The following is a 12,667-nucleotide window of genomic DNA, read 5'->3' on the forward strand; positions in this document are numbered from 1 at the left end:
GCCGCAGCGATCGGCTCCAGGGTAAGGGGGCTGGGCTCAGCGGCCTCCGGCCGGTGCCGGCCCGGAGCTGCCGCGCACCACCAGTTCGGTGGCGGTCTCGATCAGGCCGGCCGGCTGCTTGCCGGACAGGGCCTCGAGCAGATAGGTGCCGGCGTTGTGACCGATCTGGGTCAGGTCCACGCGAATCGTCGTCAGCGGCGGGGACATGTATTTGGCGTAATCGAAGTCGTTGAAGCCGACGACCGAGATCTCCTCGGGCACCCGTACGCCCAGGTTCTTCGCCGCCAGCAGGGCGCCGAACGCCAACAGGTCGTTGGCGCAGATCACCGCGGTGGGCCTGGCCGGCCCGCGCAGCAGACGCTGCATGGCGACGATGGCGCCTTCCAGGGTCAGGTCGGTTTCCATGTGCCATTGTTCGGGAATGGCCAGACCGTCCTCGGCGAGGCGCGCGCGGGTCCCTGCGATCCGGTCGCCGACCCGGTCGTTGAACCCCGGTTCGCCGACGATCATTGCGAATTCGCGATGCCCGAGTGACAACAGGTGCTCGACCATCTGCCGCGCGACGGCGATGTTGTCGAAGCCTACGCTGGGGCGGTTGGGGTCCTGCGCCCAGGCCTGCACGCAGGGGATACGCTTGCGCTCGATCAGCTCCCACATCTTCGGATCGTGGGTACGACCGACCACCATCAAGGCGTCCACACCATGCTCAAGCATGGTCTGGACTTCCTTTAGCTCGACTTGCGAATCGAAGCCGAAACTGGCGACCAGCAGGGTGTAGCCAGCCTCGTGCACGCGCTGCTGAAAACCGGCAAGGGTGCGGGAAAAGGTCTCGGTCGCCAGCGTCGGCACCACCGCGCCGATGGTCATGCTGCGGCGCGAAGCCAGGGTTCGCGCGGCGGCGTTGAGGACGTAGCCGAGCTCATCGCAGGCGCGCTGCACGGCCTGGCGCTTGTCATCGCTGACGGTGGCGCTGCCGTTGATCACCCGGGAAACCGTGGCCGTCGACACGTTTGCCAGACGGGCGACGTCCTGCAGGCTGGCGCGGGTCAGCAACGGGGGGAAAGGAGGGGCCGAGTCAGCCATTTCAGAGTCCTTGTGCATACGTTGAACAAATTGGTGTTTGACATTAGGAAAAACCGAAACTAGGTTTTTGTAAACGCTTACATCGCATTTTTATTCAAATGTAAGCGATTACACAGTGGCTTTCTTTCTCAAAAACACCCACCTGAACAGCTTGTAGTGGTGGCTTAAGAGCTGAAATGAAAGCGCTTACATTTCAACGCAGCGAGAGATTCGGGACGAAAAACAATGGCAAAAATCAGCTCCATCTCCGTTTGTGCGGCTCGCGTGCCGCTGGATAAGGTCACCTCATTCTCCAACCGCACGGTGCACGCTCGCGACTACGGCCTGGTCAAGGTGACTGGCGCCAACGGCGTGACCGGCATTGGTTTCTGTTACGTCGGCAGTGCCGGTGGTGAGCTGCTGCCGATCGCGGTGGAAAAGTTGCTGGCGCCGGTGCTGCTGGGCCGCGACTCGCTGGACGTCGAGGCGCTGTGGCGGGAGATGTATCAGGAAGCGCTGCTGCAGGGCCGCGCCGGTGTGGTCATGCGTGCCCTCAGCATTCTCGACACCGCGCTCTGGGACCTCAATGCACGCAGCGCCGGCTTGCCGCTGCACCGTTATCTCGGTGCGGCCAGTGCCGATCGGGTGCCGGCCTACGCCAGCGGTGGCTACTACCTCGACGGCAAGACCCCCACGCTGCTCGGCGAGGAGATGGCGCACTACGTGTCGCTCGGCTTCAAGGCGGTGAAGATGAAGACCGGCCGCCTCTCGCCCAAGGAAGAAGAGGCGCGGGTGGCGGCCGCCCGTGAAGCCATCGGCCCGGACGTCGAACTGATGCTCGACGTCAACAACGGCTGGAGCGATGTCACCCAGGCGCTGCAGTACGTACGCCGCTTCGAGCGTTACGCGCCGAGCTTCGTCGAGGAGCCCTTCCTGGTCGACGACATCGACAGCCATGCGCGGCTGGCGCGGGCCACACCGATTCCGATCGCCACCGGCGAGGTAGAGGTTGGACGCTGGCGCCACAAGGAGCTGCTCGACAAGGGCGCCGCCGCCATCCTGCAGACCGATGCGGTGGTCTGCGGCGGCATCACCGAATGGCGCCGTATCGCCGCGATGGCCGCCGGGTACGGCGTGCCGATGTACCCGCACTGGTTCCACGACGTGCATGCACCGCTGGTGGCCGCCACGCCGAATGCACGTTACGTGGAGTTCTTCTGGGATGACCAGGTCCTCAACTTCCGCCGGCTGATCGACCGCCAGCTCGAGCAGGAAGACGGCTACATCAAGCTGCACCAGACCCCGGGGCTCGGCTTCGACTTCGACGAGCAGGCCGTTGCGCGCTACGCGATCGCGGCCGGCGGCCAACCCTGGATGACCCTCGAAAACAACCGATGAGAGTTGCATGACCCGCTGTAGGGGCGGCGGCGCGCGGTTGCCGCCCCTGACCACGTCTGGGCTTGCCTGGCCAGACACGATAAATCCAACAAGAAACGTGGAGTGAGCGAAATGAAGATCAACAAGCAACTGTTCGCAGCCGTTTTGACCGCCGTCACGGCGTTTTCCGTTCCTTTTGCGGCCCAGGCGGACTACGTCGCCGGCGACGAGGTCACCGTCCTGCAAGGGTTCAAGCCGGGTGGCGGCAGTGACGTGCTGGCGCAGCTGGTACAGCCCTACCTGACCAAAAAACTCGGCGCCAATTTCGTCAACGAGTACATCCCGGGTGCTACCGGCGCGATCGCCTGGACGCGTCTGGCACGGCAGTCGAAGAAGGACGGCACGGTGATCAGCATCACCAACACGCCGATGCTGATGACCAACTACATCATGAACGACGCGATCACCTACAACATCAAGGACCTGACGCCGATCGCCAACGTGGTGACCGACTCGGGCATCGCGGTGGTCGCCAAGGACAGCCCCTACAACACCATCGAAGACCTGTTCGCGGCCGCCAAGGAGAAGCCCGGCCGTATCACCGTCGGCAACTCCGGCGTGGGCGGCGACGACTTCTTCACCACGCTGGTGATCGAGAAGGCCACCGGTCTTTCCTTCAAGAAGGTCCCGTTCCAGGGCGATGGTCCCTCGGCCACCGCGGCCATGGGTAACAAGATCGACGTCAGCTTCAACAATGTCGGTAACGTTTACAGCCAGATCCAGAGCGGCAACCTCAAGGCGCTGGCGGTGTTCGCGGACGAGCGTTTCGAGAGCCTGCCCGATGTGCCGACCCTGAAAGAGAAAGGCATCAACGTGGTCGCCGGCTCCTCGCGCGGCTACAGCGCACCGGCCGGGATTCCGGATGAAGCGCGCCAGCAGCTGATCGCCGCGTTCGAAGCGCTGAAGACCGACGAGGCCTTCCTGGCCGACGCCAAGAAGCGTGCACTGCACATCGACATCGTGACCGGCGACGACTACGGCCAGATGTTCGAGGACATGGAGCAGGAGTTCCAGGGCATCTGGAGCGAAGTCGGTGGTAAGCAACAGTGAAGCCATCGGCTGAACGCGACGAGGGGAGGCGCTCATGAACATGAACAGGCTGGTACTCGGGCTTTTTGGTATGGCGCTGGCGGCCGCGTTCTTCGTCAGCGCGCAAGGCTATCCGGAGGCCGCTGCGCAGATGCCGCTGATCTATTCGGTCACGGTGGGGCTGTTCTCGCTGGCCATGGTGTGTTCGGAACTGCTGCGCTGGCGCGCGGCCCGGCAACGCGAGGTCGAGCCAGCGGTTGCCGGCGAAGCCCCCACCACCCCGCCGCGTTACGCGGTGACGGCCCTGGTTTTCGTGCTGGCGATTGCCTACGTCGCGGCCATCACCACGCTCGGCTATGTGCTGGCGACCGTGTTGTTCATGGCGGTGGCGCTGGCGCTGATCCGCACCGTCTCGATGCGCTTCGCCGTGATCGGCACGGTAGTGCTGGTGGCAGTGGTATGCCTGGTGTTCGTGCAGTTTCTGGGGCTTCCCATACCGCTGTTGCCGTCTGCGATCGCCTGATCGCTCCCTTTCATTTTCGACGAGGCTTTTTCCGTGGAAAGTTCGATCGTCATGACGGGGTTGGTCAACGTACTGACCCTGGCCAACTTCGCTGCGATTTTTGGCGGCATCCTGCTGGGGTTGTTCGTCGGCGCCATGCCCGGGCTCTCCGCCACCATGGCGCTGGCCTTGTTGTTGCCGCTGACCTTCAGCATGGACACCGCGACCGGCCTGAGCATGCTCGCCTCGCTGTATGTCGGTGCCTCCTACGGCGGTTCCATCGCCGCGATCCTGCTGCGCACACCGGGCACCCCGTCAGCCGCGGCGACGGTGCTCGACGGCTTCCCGATGTCGCAGCAGGGCCAGGCGGGCAAGGCGCTGGGGATCTCGCTGTTCGCCTCCTTTATCGGCGGCACCATCAGCGGCATCGCGTTGTTGCTGGCGGCGCCGTTGCTCGGCAGCATCGTGGTCGAGTTCGGGCCCATCGAGCTGTTCGCCATCGCCGTGCTGGGCATCACCATCATCGGCTCGCTGGCGCAGGGCTCGGTGATCAACGGGCTGTTTTCCGGGGCGGTCGGGTTGCTGGTGAGTACCGTGGGGATGGATCTGATGACCGGCACGCCGCGCATGGCGTTCGGCAATATCAATCTGTTCTCCGGCATCAGCTTCACCGTGGCCTTGATCGGGCTGTTCTCGATACCCCAGGCGCTGTCGCTGATCGAGAATTCACATGGCGCCGCCAAGGTCGCCAGCCGTATCACCGACCGGTTGATCCCGAAGTTCGGCGAACTGAAGGCGTTGATGCCGAACATCCTGCGCTCGAGCGGCATCGGGGTGATCGTGGGGCTGATTCCGGGCACCGGCGGCGATACCGCCAGCTGGTTCGCCTACAACGAGGCCAAGCGTTTCGCCAAGGACAAGAGCCGCTTCGGCCTTGGTGAGCCGGCCGGGGTCGCAGCACCGGAGGCGGCGAACAATGCGGTGGTCGGCGGTGCGCTGATCCCCACCATCGCCTTGGGCATTCCCGGCAGCTCGGCCACCGCGATCCTGCTCGGGGCGCTGATGGTGCAGGGCATTCTGCCGGGGCCGAACCTGCTGACCGACTATGGCGACGTCACCTACACGCTGATCTGGGCGGTGATCTTCGCCAATATCGGCCTGCTCGCCGTGGGCCTGATGTTCACCAAGGCCAGCGTAGCGGTCACCCGTATCCCGGACGGCTTCGTCGCCTGCGCGATCATCGCGCTGTGCATCATCGGTGCCTATGCGCTCAACAACAGTTTGTTCGAGGTGGGGCTGATGCTCGGCTTCGGCCTGTTCGGCTACTGGCTGGCCAAGGCCGGCGTCTCCCCGGCGCCGATGGTCATCGGCCTGATCCTCGGTCCGGTGATGGAAAATGCCTTCCACCAGTCGATGCTGATCGGCAATGACGATTACCGGATCTTCCTGACCAGCCCTATCGCCGTGGTGCTGCTGTCCATCGCGTTGCTCTCGATATTGCAGGCGACGCCGGTATTCCGCTGGCTGCTCGCACCCTTGCGCCGTCGTACACGCCTCGCCTGAGGTCATGGCTGGCAGCTCGTGGGGCTGCCTGATCAACACATCAAGAGGAGAGCATCATGGGTCAGGACAAGGGGCGCGTCTGGGCGCCGGTCATCACGCCGTTCGGCGCGGATCATTCGCCGGATACCAAGCGTTTCATCGCGCATTGCCGCTGGCTGCTGGAGCAGGACGTAGGCCTGGCCGTCTTCGGCACCAACTCCGAAGCCAATTCACTGGTCGCCGGAGAAAAGATCCGCCTGCTCGATGCGCTCATCGATGCAGGCGTGCCGGCCGCTCGGCTGATGCCGGGTACCGGCAGTTGCGCGCTGCCGGACACCGTGGCGCAAACCCGCCACGCGACAGCCCTGGGCGTTGAAGGGGTGCTGATGCTGCCGCCGTTCTATTACAAGGGCGTGTCCGACGAGGGCCTGTTCCGCTATTTCAGCGAAGTGATCGAGCAGGTCGGCGATGACCGTCTGCGCATCTACCTCTACCACATTCCGCCGGTCTCCCAGGTGCCGCTGTCGCTGGCCTTGATCGGGCGGTTGCGCAAGGCCTACCCGAACAACGTGGTCGGTCTGAAGGACAGCTCCGGCGACTGGGCCAACACCCGGACCGTGATCGAGCAGTTCGGCGCGGACGGCTTTCAGGTCTATGCCGGCAGCGAGTCCTTTCTGCTGCAGACGCTGCGCGCGGGTGGCGCTGGCTGCATCAGCGCCACGGCCAACGTCAATCCAGGTTCCATCGCGCGGCTCGCCAGGAGCTGGCAGGCCGCCGATGCCGACGACCAGCAGGCGGCGCTGATACGCACCCGCAAGGTGTTCGAGCGCTTTCCGCTGATCGCGGCGCTCAAGGCGGCGACGGCTCGGTACAGCGGCGACGAGCAGTGGGCGCGGCTGCGCGCACCGCTGGTCGAGCTCAATGGGCACCAGTGCGCCGAACTGTTCGTGCTGCTTGGCGATGCCGGCTTCGACATGCCCGGACTCAAACACAGCTGACTGGAGTGACCGATGCATCAGAAACGAATCGTCGCCCTGCGGCGGCTTAAAGACTCGCACCTGCAGCGCTTGCGCGAAGGCTTCGAGGTCGATTATTTCGAAGCGCCGGAGCTGCAACCCGAGGCCGTCGCCACCGCGCTGCGCCAGGCGCACGGGTTGATCGGCGGCAAATTGCAGGTCAGTTCGGCGTTGCTTGACGAGGCGCCGCAGCTCGAAGCCATCGCCACGATTTCGGTGGGCTACGACAACCTGCCGGTGGCCGAGCTGAGCCGGCGCGGCATCCTGCTGACCAATACCCCGGAGGTGCTCACCGAAACCACCGCCGATACCGGCTTCATGCTGATCATGGCCAGCGCCCGGCGTCTGGTCGAACTGGCGAACATGGTGCGCGAGGGTCGCTGGACGCAGCATGTCGGCGAGTCGCACTTCGGCAGCAACGTGCACGGCAAGACCCTCGGCCTGGTCGGGCTCGGGCGCATCGGCCAGGCCATCGCCCGCCGCGCGCTGGGTTTCGACATGCGGGTGCTGTACAGCAACGCTTCGCCCAAGCCCGAGCTGGAAGCCGAATGGGGGCTGGAGCGGCGCAGCTTCGAGCAGCTGCTGGCCGAATCGGATTTCGTCTGCCTGACCGTGCCGCTGACCGAACAGACCGAGCATCTGCTCGGCTACGAACAATGCCGGGCGATGAAACGCTCGGCCTTCCTGATCAACATCGCCCGCGGCCGGGTGGTCGACGAGGCCGGGCTGATCCGGGCGCTCGACGAGGGCCTGATCGCCGGTGCCGGGCTCGACGTGTTCGAACAGGAGCCGCTGCAGGAGTCTCCGCTGCTGCGCATGGACAACGTGGTGACCCTGCCGCACATCGGCTCGGCCACCCATGAAACCCGCGAAGCGATGGCCAATCGCGCGGTGGAAAACATCTGCCAGGCCTTGCGCGGCGAACGCCCGCGGGACCTGGTCAATCCCGAGGCCCGCCCGAACGGGTTTTCAGCAGCACAGCAGGAACAGTCGTTAGATGCCCAGTAACCCCTCTCGACGCCTGGCGTCGATCCTCAACCTGCATGATCTCGATCGCGCGGCGAAGCGCCATCTGCCACGGCCGATTTACGGCTACATCGCCAATGTCGCCGAAGACGGGCACACCGCCCGAGCCAATCGCAGCGCCTTCGACGCCTATTCGTTCCTGCCACGGGCGCTGGTGGACGTGTCCAACATTTCGCTCGAAACCGAATTGCTGGGTCAGCGCTACGCCTTGCCGATCGGCATCGCCCCGATGGGCATCAGCGCGCTCTCGGCCTACCGCGGCGACCTGGTGCAGGCGCAGGCGGCGGCCAAGGCCGGTATCCCGATGATCCTCAGCGGCAGCTCGCTGATCCGCATGGAGGACGTGCTCGATAACGGCAACACGGACTGGTTTCAGGCCTACCTGCCGGGCGATGAAGCCGGCATCGAGGCATTGATCGAGCGCGTGCGCAGCGCCGGCTTCGACAAGCTGGTGATCACCGTCGACTACCCGGTACCGCCCAACAGCGACAACAACACGCGCTCGGGCTTCAGTTCCCCGCTGCGCCCCAGCCTGCGCCTGGCTTACGATGGGCTGATGCGCCCGCGCTGGCTGTTCGGCACCTTCATGCGCACCCTGATCAATCACGGCATGCCGCATTTCGAGAACAACTACGCCACGCGCGGCGTCGCGATCCTGTCCGGCAACGTGAAGCGGGATTTCTCGGGGCGCAGCCATCTCAACTGGCGCTATCTCGAGCTGGTCCGGCGGCTGTGGCCGGGCAAGCTGGTGGTCAAGGGTGTGCTCCATCCGGACGACGCGCGCAAGGCGAGGGATGTGGGGGCGGATGCGCTCATCGTGTCCAACCACGGCGGACGACAGCTCGACGGCACGCTTTCGGCGCTAGAAGCCTTGCCCGGAGTCGTCGAAGCGGTCAGCGAGTTGCCGGTGATGGTCGACAGCGGCTTCCGCCGCGGCACGGACGTATTGAAGGCGTTGGCGCTGGGCGCACGCATGGTGTTCATCGGCCGGCCCTTCAACTACGCGGCGGCCTATGCGGGCGAGGCGGGCGTGACCCATGCGATCGACCTGCTGGCGGCCGAACTGCAACGTGACATGGCACTGCTGGGGCTGACCCGGATCGAGGAGGTCACCCGGGCATGCCTGGTCAATAACAAAAAATAGAGCGTGAAGCCGATAGCGGAGGGTTTATGGGACGCGGACTGTTATCAGGACTGTGGGACGTTGAAGCCGCCATCTATGCTGGCCCGCCGCCGCTGGAGGATCGTTTTCAGCTCGGCCTGCAGCGCGCGGAAACGGCGTTGCGTGCGGCGCGTGCCGAGGCCGAACGCCATGGCTGGGCGGTGTCCATTGCTGTCGTCGATACCGCGGGCGAACCGCTTGGCCTGGTCAAGCTCGACGGCAGTCCGCCCGACAGCGCCCGCTGCGCGATCAGAAAGGCGCAACAGGTCGCCGCCCAGCAAGTCGCCCGGGTCGGCGAGACGTCGCCGAGGTTCGGTGCGGGGCATCTCCGCTACGGTCTCGACGCCATCGCGCTCTACGTGGAGGAACGCTGCATCGGCGCGGTTGCCGTGCATGGCGTCCATCGCAGCGAAGCCGCGCAGGTGGCCCAGGCGGGCGCCGAGGCGGTCGAGCGAACGGGCTGAATCCGGTGGTGCCCCTCAGGCTGAGGCTGCGGATATCCCGCCTTTGGTCAGAACACGTGCCTCGATATGTGCTTGGATATTTCCACCATCGAGGTCTTGCCGGTGAATTCGAACTTTACCTGGCCCAGCGACGAGAAATAGATTTCCAGCTCGGAGTCCAGGTCGAAGGTGCCGGACGTTTCCACCGAATAGGCGACGATGTTCTTGTAGGGCAGGGAGGTGAAATCCTTCTTGCTGCCGGTGAGGCCCTGCACGTTGACCGCGATGATCCGCTGGGTGGTGAACACCACGCCGTCGCGCATCGACTTGTACGCGTCGATGACCTGCTCGCCGTCCAGCAGCAAGGCCCTGACCCGCTCGGCGTATTCGTCGTTCTGCTTGAGCTTGAAGAAGCCTTTGTTGTTGAAGTCGATCATTCAGTTTTCCCCTTTGGCCCTTGCCTTGGTGTCCATGTGTCGCTCTGCGAGCGTCCCCGATCCGCCATACAGGCCTTGGGTAACGTCTATGCCTGACGCCGCGACGATATGCCGAGCGCCGGTCGGGTCGCCGACTTGAGGTCGACAACCGGGCGCTGTACGTGTTTTCCTGCGCGCTCTTTCTTCCTGCCAATGAACCGTCGACGAGCTATTCAGCTGATCGTAGCGGAGCAGATGCCATCGCGTAGTAACGTTGGATAACTATGTTCCGCCACACGCTAATGAAGGGTGACGTGCCCGCTCAGAGCGGAGTCGCCCTCATCAGCCTGCTTTCACAGGCGTTTAGTCAGGGCGGACCAAGGATTACAGATGGTGACGCAAGAGGAACCTCCCAGGGAACCATGTGAGTACGATCACTTGGTCTCGTTGGATAACAGCACGATCGATGTCTTTCCCGGTGCGGTCTATCTCTGTAACCGTGAGGGATGGCTGGTCAGATACAACACCGAAGCGGCTGAGTTGTGGGGCAGAACGCCCCTGGTTGGCGTAGCGGGTGACCGCTTCTGTGGCTCGTATCGGCGTTTCAGACTGGACGGCGCGCCGCTGGCAGTAGACGACTGCCCGATGGCGTTGGCGCTCAAAACCGGCGCGGCTATTCGCAATGCCGAAGTGATCGTTCAACGTCCGGACGGGTCGCGGTTCGTGGCGCTTGTGAACGTCAGGCCACTCAAAGACCGCCTGGGGGCCGTTCAAGGCGCCATGGGTTGTTTCCAGGATGTCTCCGCTTATCACGCGATTGCCGAGGAGCTTCAGCGCAAAAGCGCCGATCTGGAAGACTTCTTCGAAAACAGCGCGGTCAGCCTTCACATCGTCAGCGCTCAAGGCATCATCCTGCGGGCCAACAAGTCGGAACTAGCGCTTTTAGGTTATACGGCCGACGAGTACATCGGCCAACCCATCACGGCGTTTCATGTGGATGCGCCCGTGATCGGTGACATCCTCAGCAACCTTGGCCGCGGCGACTGTCTGAAAAGTTATCCGGCGCGCCTGCGGGCCAAGGATGGAACGATCAAGCACGTCCAGATCACGTCGAACGGCCGGTTCGAAGACGGCAAGCTGTTCAATACCCGTTGCTTCACAATCGATGTGACCGATGTCCACCTGGCTGAGACCGCACGCCGCGAGAGCGACGATCGACTTTCGGCAACCTATCAGGCGGCCACGATAGGCATAGCCGAGGCCGATGCGGATGGCCAGCTGCTGCGGGTGAACGACGCCTTCTGCACCATGCTCGGTCGAAGCCGAGAGCAGCTTCTGGCCATGACGTTCCTGAACTATACCCACCCGGACGACGTTGAGCAGGACGCTGCACTGTATGCCCGGCAGGTGGCCGGCGAGCTTGATCGCTATGTGCTTCGCAAGCGTGCGCTCAAACCGGATGGCGAACTCGTTTATCTGGATATCCATAGCTCGTCGGTACGGAACCCGTCCGGTGGCTTTCGCTATGGCGTGCGGGTGATCCAGGATGTCACGCTGACGCAGCGAATGGAGGCGCGAATTCGAGAAAGCGAACGGCATATGCGAGACCTGCTCGAAGCATTGCCCGCGGCGGTTTATACGACCGACGCCGAGGGCCGCATCACCTTCTTCAATCAGGCCGCTATCGAATTGTCCGGCCGAACGCCCCAGCTGGGTGAGCTGTGGTGCGTCAGCTGGCGGCTATTCAACGCGGACGAAAGCCCGCTTGCGCACGATGAATGTCCGATGGCGATAGCGCTCAAGGAAAACCGCGCAATACGAGGCGTGGAGGCCATTGCCGAGCGTCCGGATGGCACCCGTGTGCCGTTCATTCCTTATCCGACGCCCCTGCATGATACCGATGGAGTCGTGATCGGCGCGATCAACATGCTGGTCGACATCACCGAGCGAAAGCAGGCTGAAAACCGACAGAAGACCCTGATCGACGAGCTCAACCACCGGGTCAAGAACACGCTTGCCACCGTGCAGTCCCTGGCCGCCCAAACGGCGCGCAACGCACAAAGCGCGGGTGATGCTTACAAGCGGTTCGAAGCAAGGCTGCTCGCGTTGTCGCGGGCCCACGATCTGTTAACGAAGCGGCATTGGGGCGACACCCCGCTGGATTCGCTTGTCCGTGAAGTGCTGATGCCGATCGTAGGCCATGAGCCTGGCCGCGTTCGGGTTGACGGCGCATCCATTGAGGTCAATACCCGAGTAGCGCTCAGCCTCACGATGACGCTCAACGAGCTCGCGATCAACGCGCTCAAATACGGCTCGATGTCGACCGAGACCGGTTCTCTGTCAGTGACCTGGGATGTCCAGGTGCGCCCGAGCGAAACCCGGGTCAGCTTCCTCTGGCGCGAGCACGGAGGGCCTACGGTGGTCAGCACTGGGCGGCATGGGCTGGGCTTCCGTTTGATGGAACGCTGCATCGAACGGGATCTGGAAGGGACACTCGAAACCGATTTCGCCACAGCGGGGTTTGTGTGCCGCTTTTCGATCCTCATCGGAGCGAAAGATCCATGACCTCGTTGGTTGGAATCAAGGTGCTGGTCGTGGAGGACGAAGGCGCCGTCGCGATGATGATCGAGGAAATGCTGGAAGAGCTGGGCTGCGAAGTCGTCGCGTCAGTGGCACGGCTGGCTGCGGCGCTCGATGCTGCGCGATCTGTGGACGTGGACCTGGCCATGTTGGACGTCAACCTGGCCGGCCAGTTCGTCTTTCCTGTCGCTGAAGTGCTTCGTGATCGCGACATCCCGTTCATTTTCAGCACGGGGTACGGCGCCAGCCGAATACCGGCTGAGTTCAGCGGATGCCACATTCTGCACAAGCCTTTTTCGGAATGTCAGCTGCGCCAGAAAATCACCCTGACCGCATCGGAAGCCAAGCGCCAGAAGCGCTCGCTGCCATAGCCGGGATACCGCCTGCTCAGGCATGGGCGACTGCTTTGCTCAGGGGTTCGCGCTGGGCTTATTGAAGCCTCAGCGCCATCT

At 63.6% G+C, this 12,667-nt stretch carries 12 protein-coding genes; 10 read left to right on the top strand and 2 right to left on the bottom strand.

Translation table 11 applies throughout. From position 1 onward, the window contains the following. Positions 1-36: 36 nt before the first annotated feature. Entirely contained in the window at positions 37-1,083 is a 1,047-nt protein-coding gene (locus KVO92_RS11170) for a LacI family DNA-binding transcriptional regulator (RefSeq protein WP_217475723.1), read from the bottom strand. A 225-nt stretch (positions 1,084-1,308) separates the two neighbouring features. On the opposite strand from KVO92_RS11170, the gene KVO92_RS11175 reads away from it, so the two are divergent. The 8 genes from KVO92_RS11175 to KVO92_RS11210 all read left to right on the top strand — a co-directional run bounded on the left by KVO92_RS11175 (position 1,309) and on the right by KVO92_RS11210 (position 9,240). Then, complete coding sequence (locus KVO92_RS11175; protein WP_217475724.1) at positions 1,309-2,460, top strand: mandelate racemase/muconate lactonizing enzyme family protein; 1,152 nt, start codon at positions 1,309-1,311, stop codon at positions 2,458-2,460. 111 nt (positions 2,461-2,571) lie between these two features. Then, the gene (locus tag KVO92_RS11180; RefSeq protein ID WP_217475725.1) at positions 2,572-3,549 is read left to right on the top strand and encodes a Bug family tripartite tricarboxylate transporter substrate binding protein; all 978 of its coding nucleotides are present in this window, start codon (positions 2,572-2,574) and stop codon (positions 3,547-3,549) included. A 34-nt stretch (positions 3,550-3,583) separates the two neighbouring features. Beyond that, on the top strand, positions 3,584-4,051 hold the full coding sequence (locus KVO92_RS11185) for a tripartite tricarboxylate transporter TctB family protein (RefSeq protein ID WP_217475726.1): 468 nt from the start codon (positions 3,584-3,586) through the stop codon (positions 4,049-4,051). A gap of 33 nt (positions 4,052-4,084) precedes the next feature. Beyond that, positions 4,085-5,593 (top strand): tripartite tricarboxylate transporter permease, encoded by a 1,509-nt coding sequence (locus KVO92_RS11190; protein WP_217475727.1) that lies wholly within the window; start codon positions 4,085-4,087, stop codon positions 5,591-5,593. A gap of 56 nt (positions 5,594-5,649) precedes the next feature. Then, entirely contained in the window at positions 5,650-6,570 is a 921-nt protein-coding gene (locus KVO92_RS11195; protein ID WP_217475728.1) for a dihydrodipicolinate synthase family protein, read from the top strand. A gap of 12 nt (positions 6,571-6,582) precedes the next feature. Beyond that, positions 6,583-7,596: a 2-hydroxyacid dehydrogenase gene (locus KVO92_RS11200; protein ID WP_217475729.1), complete on the top strand. Its 1,014-nt coding sequence runs from the start codon at positions 6,583-6,585 to the stop codon at positions 7,594-7,596. Continuing rightward, on the top strand, positions 7,586-8,758 hold the full coding sequence (locus tag KVO92_RS11205; protein ID WP_217475730.1) for an alpha-hydroxy acid oxidase: 1,173 nt from the start codon (positions 7,586-7,588) through the stop codon (positions 8,756-8,758). The genes KVO92_RS11200 and KVO92_RS11205 overlap by 11 nt, the downstream gene beginning before the upstream one ends. Positions 8,759-8,784: 26 nt before the next feature. Next, positions 8,785-9,240 carry a heme-binding protein gene (locus tag KVO92_RS11210; RefSeq protein ID WP_217475731.1) on the top strand — a complete coding sequence of 152 codons (456 nt, stop codon included), beginning with the start codon at positions 8,785-8,787 and terminating at the stop codon, positions 9,238-9,240. 47 nt (positions 9,241-9,287) lie between these two features. Here KVO92_RS11210 and KVO92_RS11215 read toward each other — a convergent pair whose 3' ends face one another. Next, positions 9,288-9,656, bottom strand: coding sequence for a PH domain-containing protein (locus KVO92_RS11215; RefSeq protein WP_217475732.1), 369 nt, complete (start codon positions 9,654-9,656; stop codon positions 9,288-9,290). A gap of 369 nt (positions 9,657-10,025) precedes the next feature. Between KVO92_RS11215 and KVO92_RS11220 the strand changes: the two genes are divergently transcribed. Then, positions 10,026-12,200 (top strand): PAS domain-containing sensor histidine kinase, encoded by a 2,175-nt coding sequence (locus tag KVO92_RS11220; protein WP_217475733.1) that lies wholly within the window; start codon positions 10,026-10,028, stop codon positions 12,198-12,200. Next, a complete protein-coding gene (locus KVO92_RS11225) occupies positions 12,197-12,586 on the top strand; it encodes a response regulator (protein ID WP_217475734.1) in 390 nt (129 codons plus the stop codon). Before KVO92_RS11220 ends, KVO92_RS11225 begins: the two co-directional genes overlap by 4 nt. The last annotated feature ends 81 nt before the right edge of the window (positions 12,587-12,667 follow it).

The organism is Stutzerimonas stutzeri (assembly GCF_019090095.1).
GTDB classification, from domain to species: domain Bacteria; phylum Pseudomonadota; class Gammaproteobacteria; order Pseudomonadales; family Pseudomonadaceae; genus Stutzerimonas; species Stutzerimonas stutzeri_AN.

What these genes read in the sequence shown, in the direction of transcription:
- KVO92_RS11195 (WP_217475728.1), top strand. Translation starts at nt 5,650, where the DNA reads ATGGGTCAGGACAAGGGGCGCGTCTGGGCGCCGGTCATCACGCCGTTC.
- KVO92_RS11175 (WP_217475724.1), top strand. Translation starts at nt 1,309, where the DNA reads ATGGCAAAAATCAGCTCCATCTCCGTTTGTGCGGCTCGCGTGCCGCTG.
- KVO92_RS11220 (WP_217475733.1), top strand. Translation starts at nt 10,026, where the DNA reads ATGGTGACGCAAGAGGAACCTCCCAGGGAACCATGTGAGTACGATCAC.
- KVO92_RS11205 (WP_217475730.1), top strand. Translation starts at nt 7,586, where the DNA reads ATGCCCAGTAACCCCTCTCGACGCCTGGCGTCGATCCTCAACCTGCAT.
- KVO92_RS11210 (WP_217475731.1), top strand. Translation starts at nt 8,785, where the DNA reads ATGGGACGCGGACTGTTATCAGGACTGTGGGACGTTGAAGCCGCCATC.
- KVO92_RS11225 (WP_217475734.1), top strand. Translation starts at nt 12,197, where the DNA reads ATGACCTCGTTGGTTGGAATCAAGGTGCTGGTCGTGGAGGACGAAGGC.
- KVO92_RS11215 (WP_217475732.1), bottom strand. Translation starts at nt 9,656, where the DNA reads ATGATCGACTTCAACAACAAAGGCTTCTTCAAGCTCAAGCAGAACGAC.
- KVO92_RS11185 (WP_217475726.1), top strand. Translation starts at nt 3,584, where the DNA reads ATGAACATGAACAGGCTGGTACTCGGGCTTTTTGGTATGGCGCTGGCG.
- KVO92_RS11180 (WP_217475725.1), top strand. Translation starts at nt 2,572, where the DNA reads ATGAAGATCAACAAGCAACTGTTCGCAGCCGTTTTGACCGCCGTCACG.
- KVO92_RS11170 (WP_217475723.1), bottom strand. Translation starts at nt 1,083, where the DNA reads ATGGCTGACTCGGCCCCTCCTTTCCCCCCGTTGCTGACCCGCGCCAGC.
- KVO92_RS11200 (WP_217475729.1), top strand. Translation starts at nt 6,583, where the DNA reads ATGCATCAGAAACGAATCGTCGCCCTGCGGCGGCTTAAAGACTCGCAC.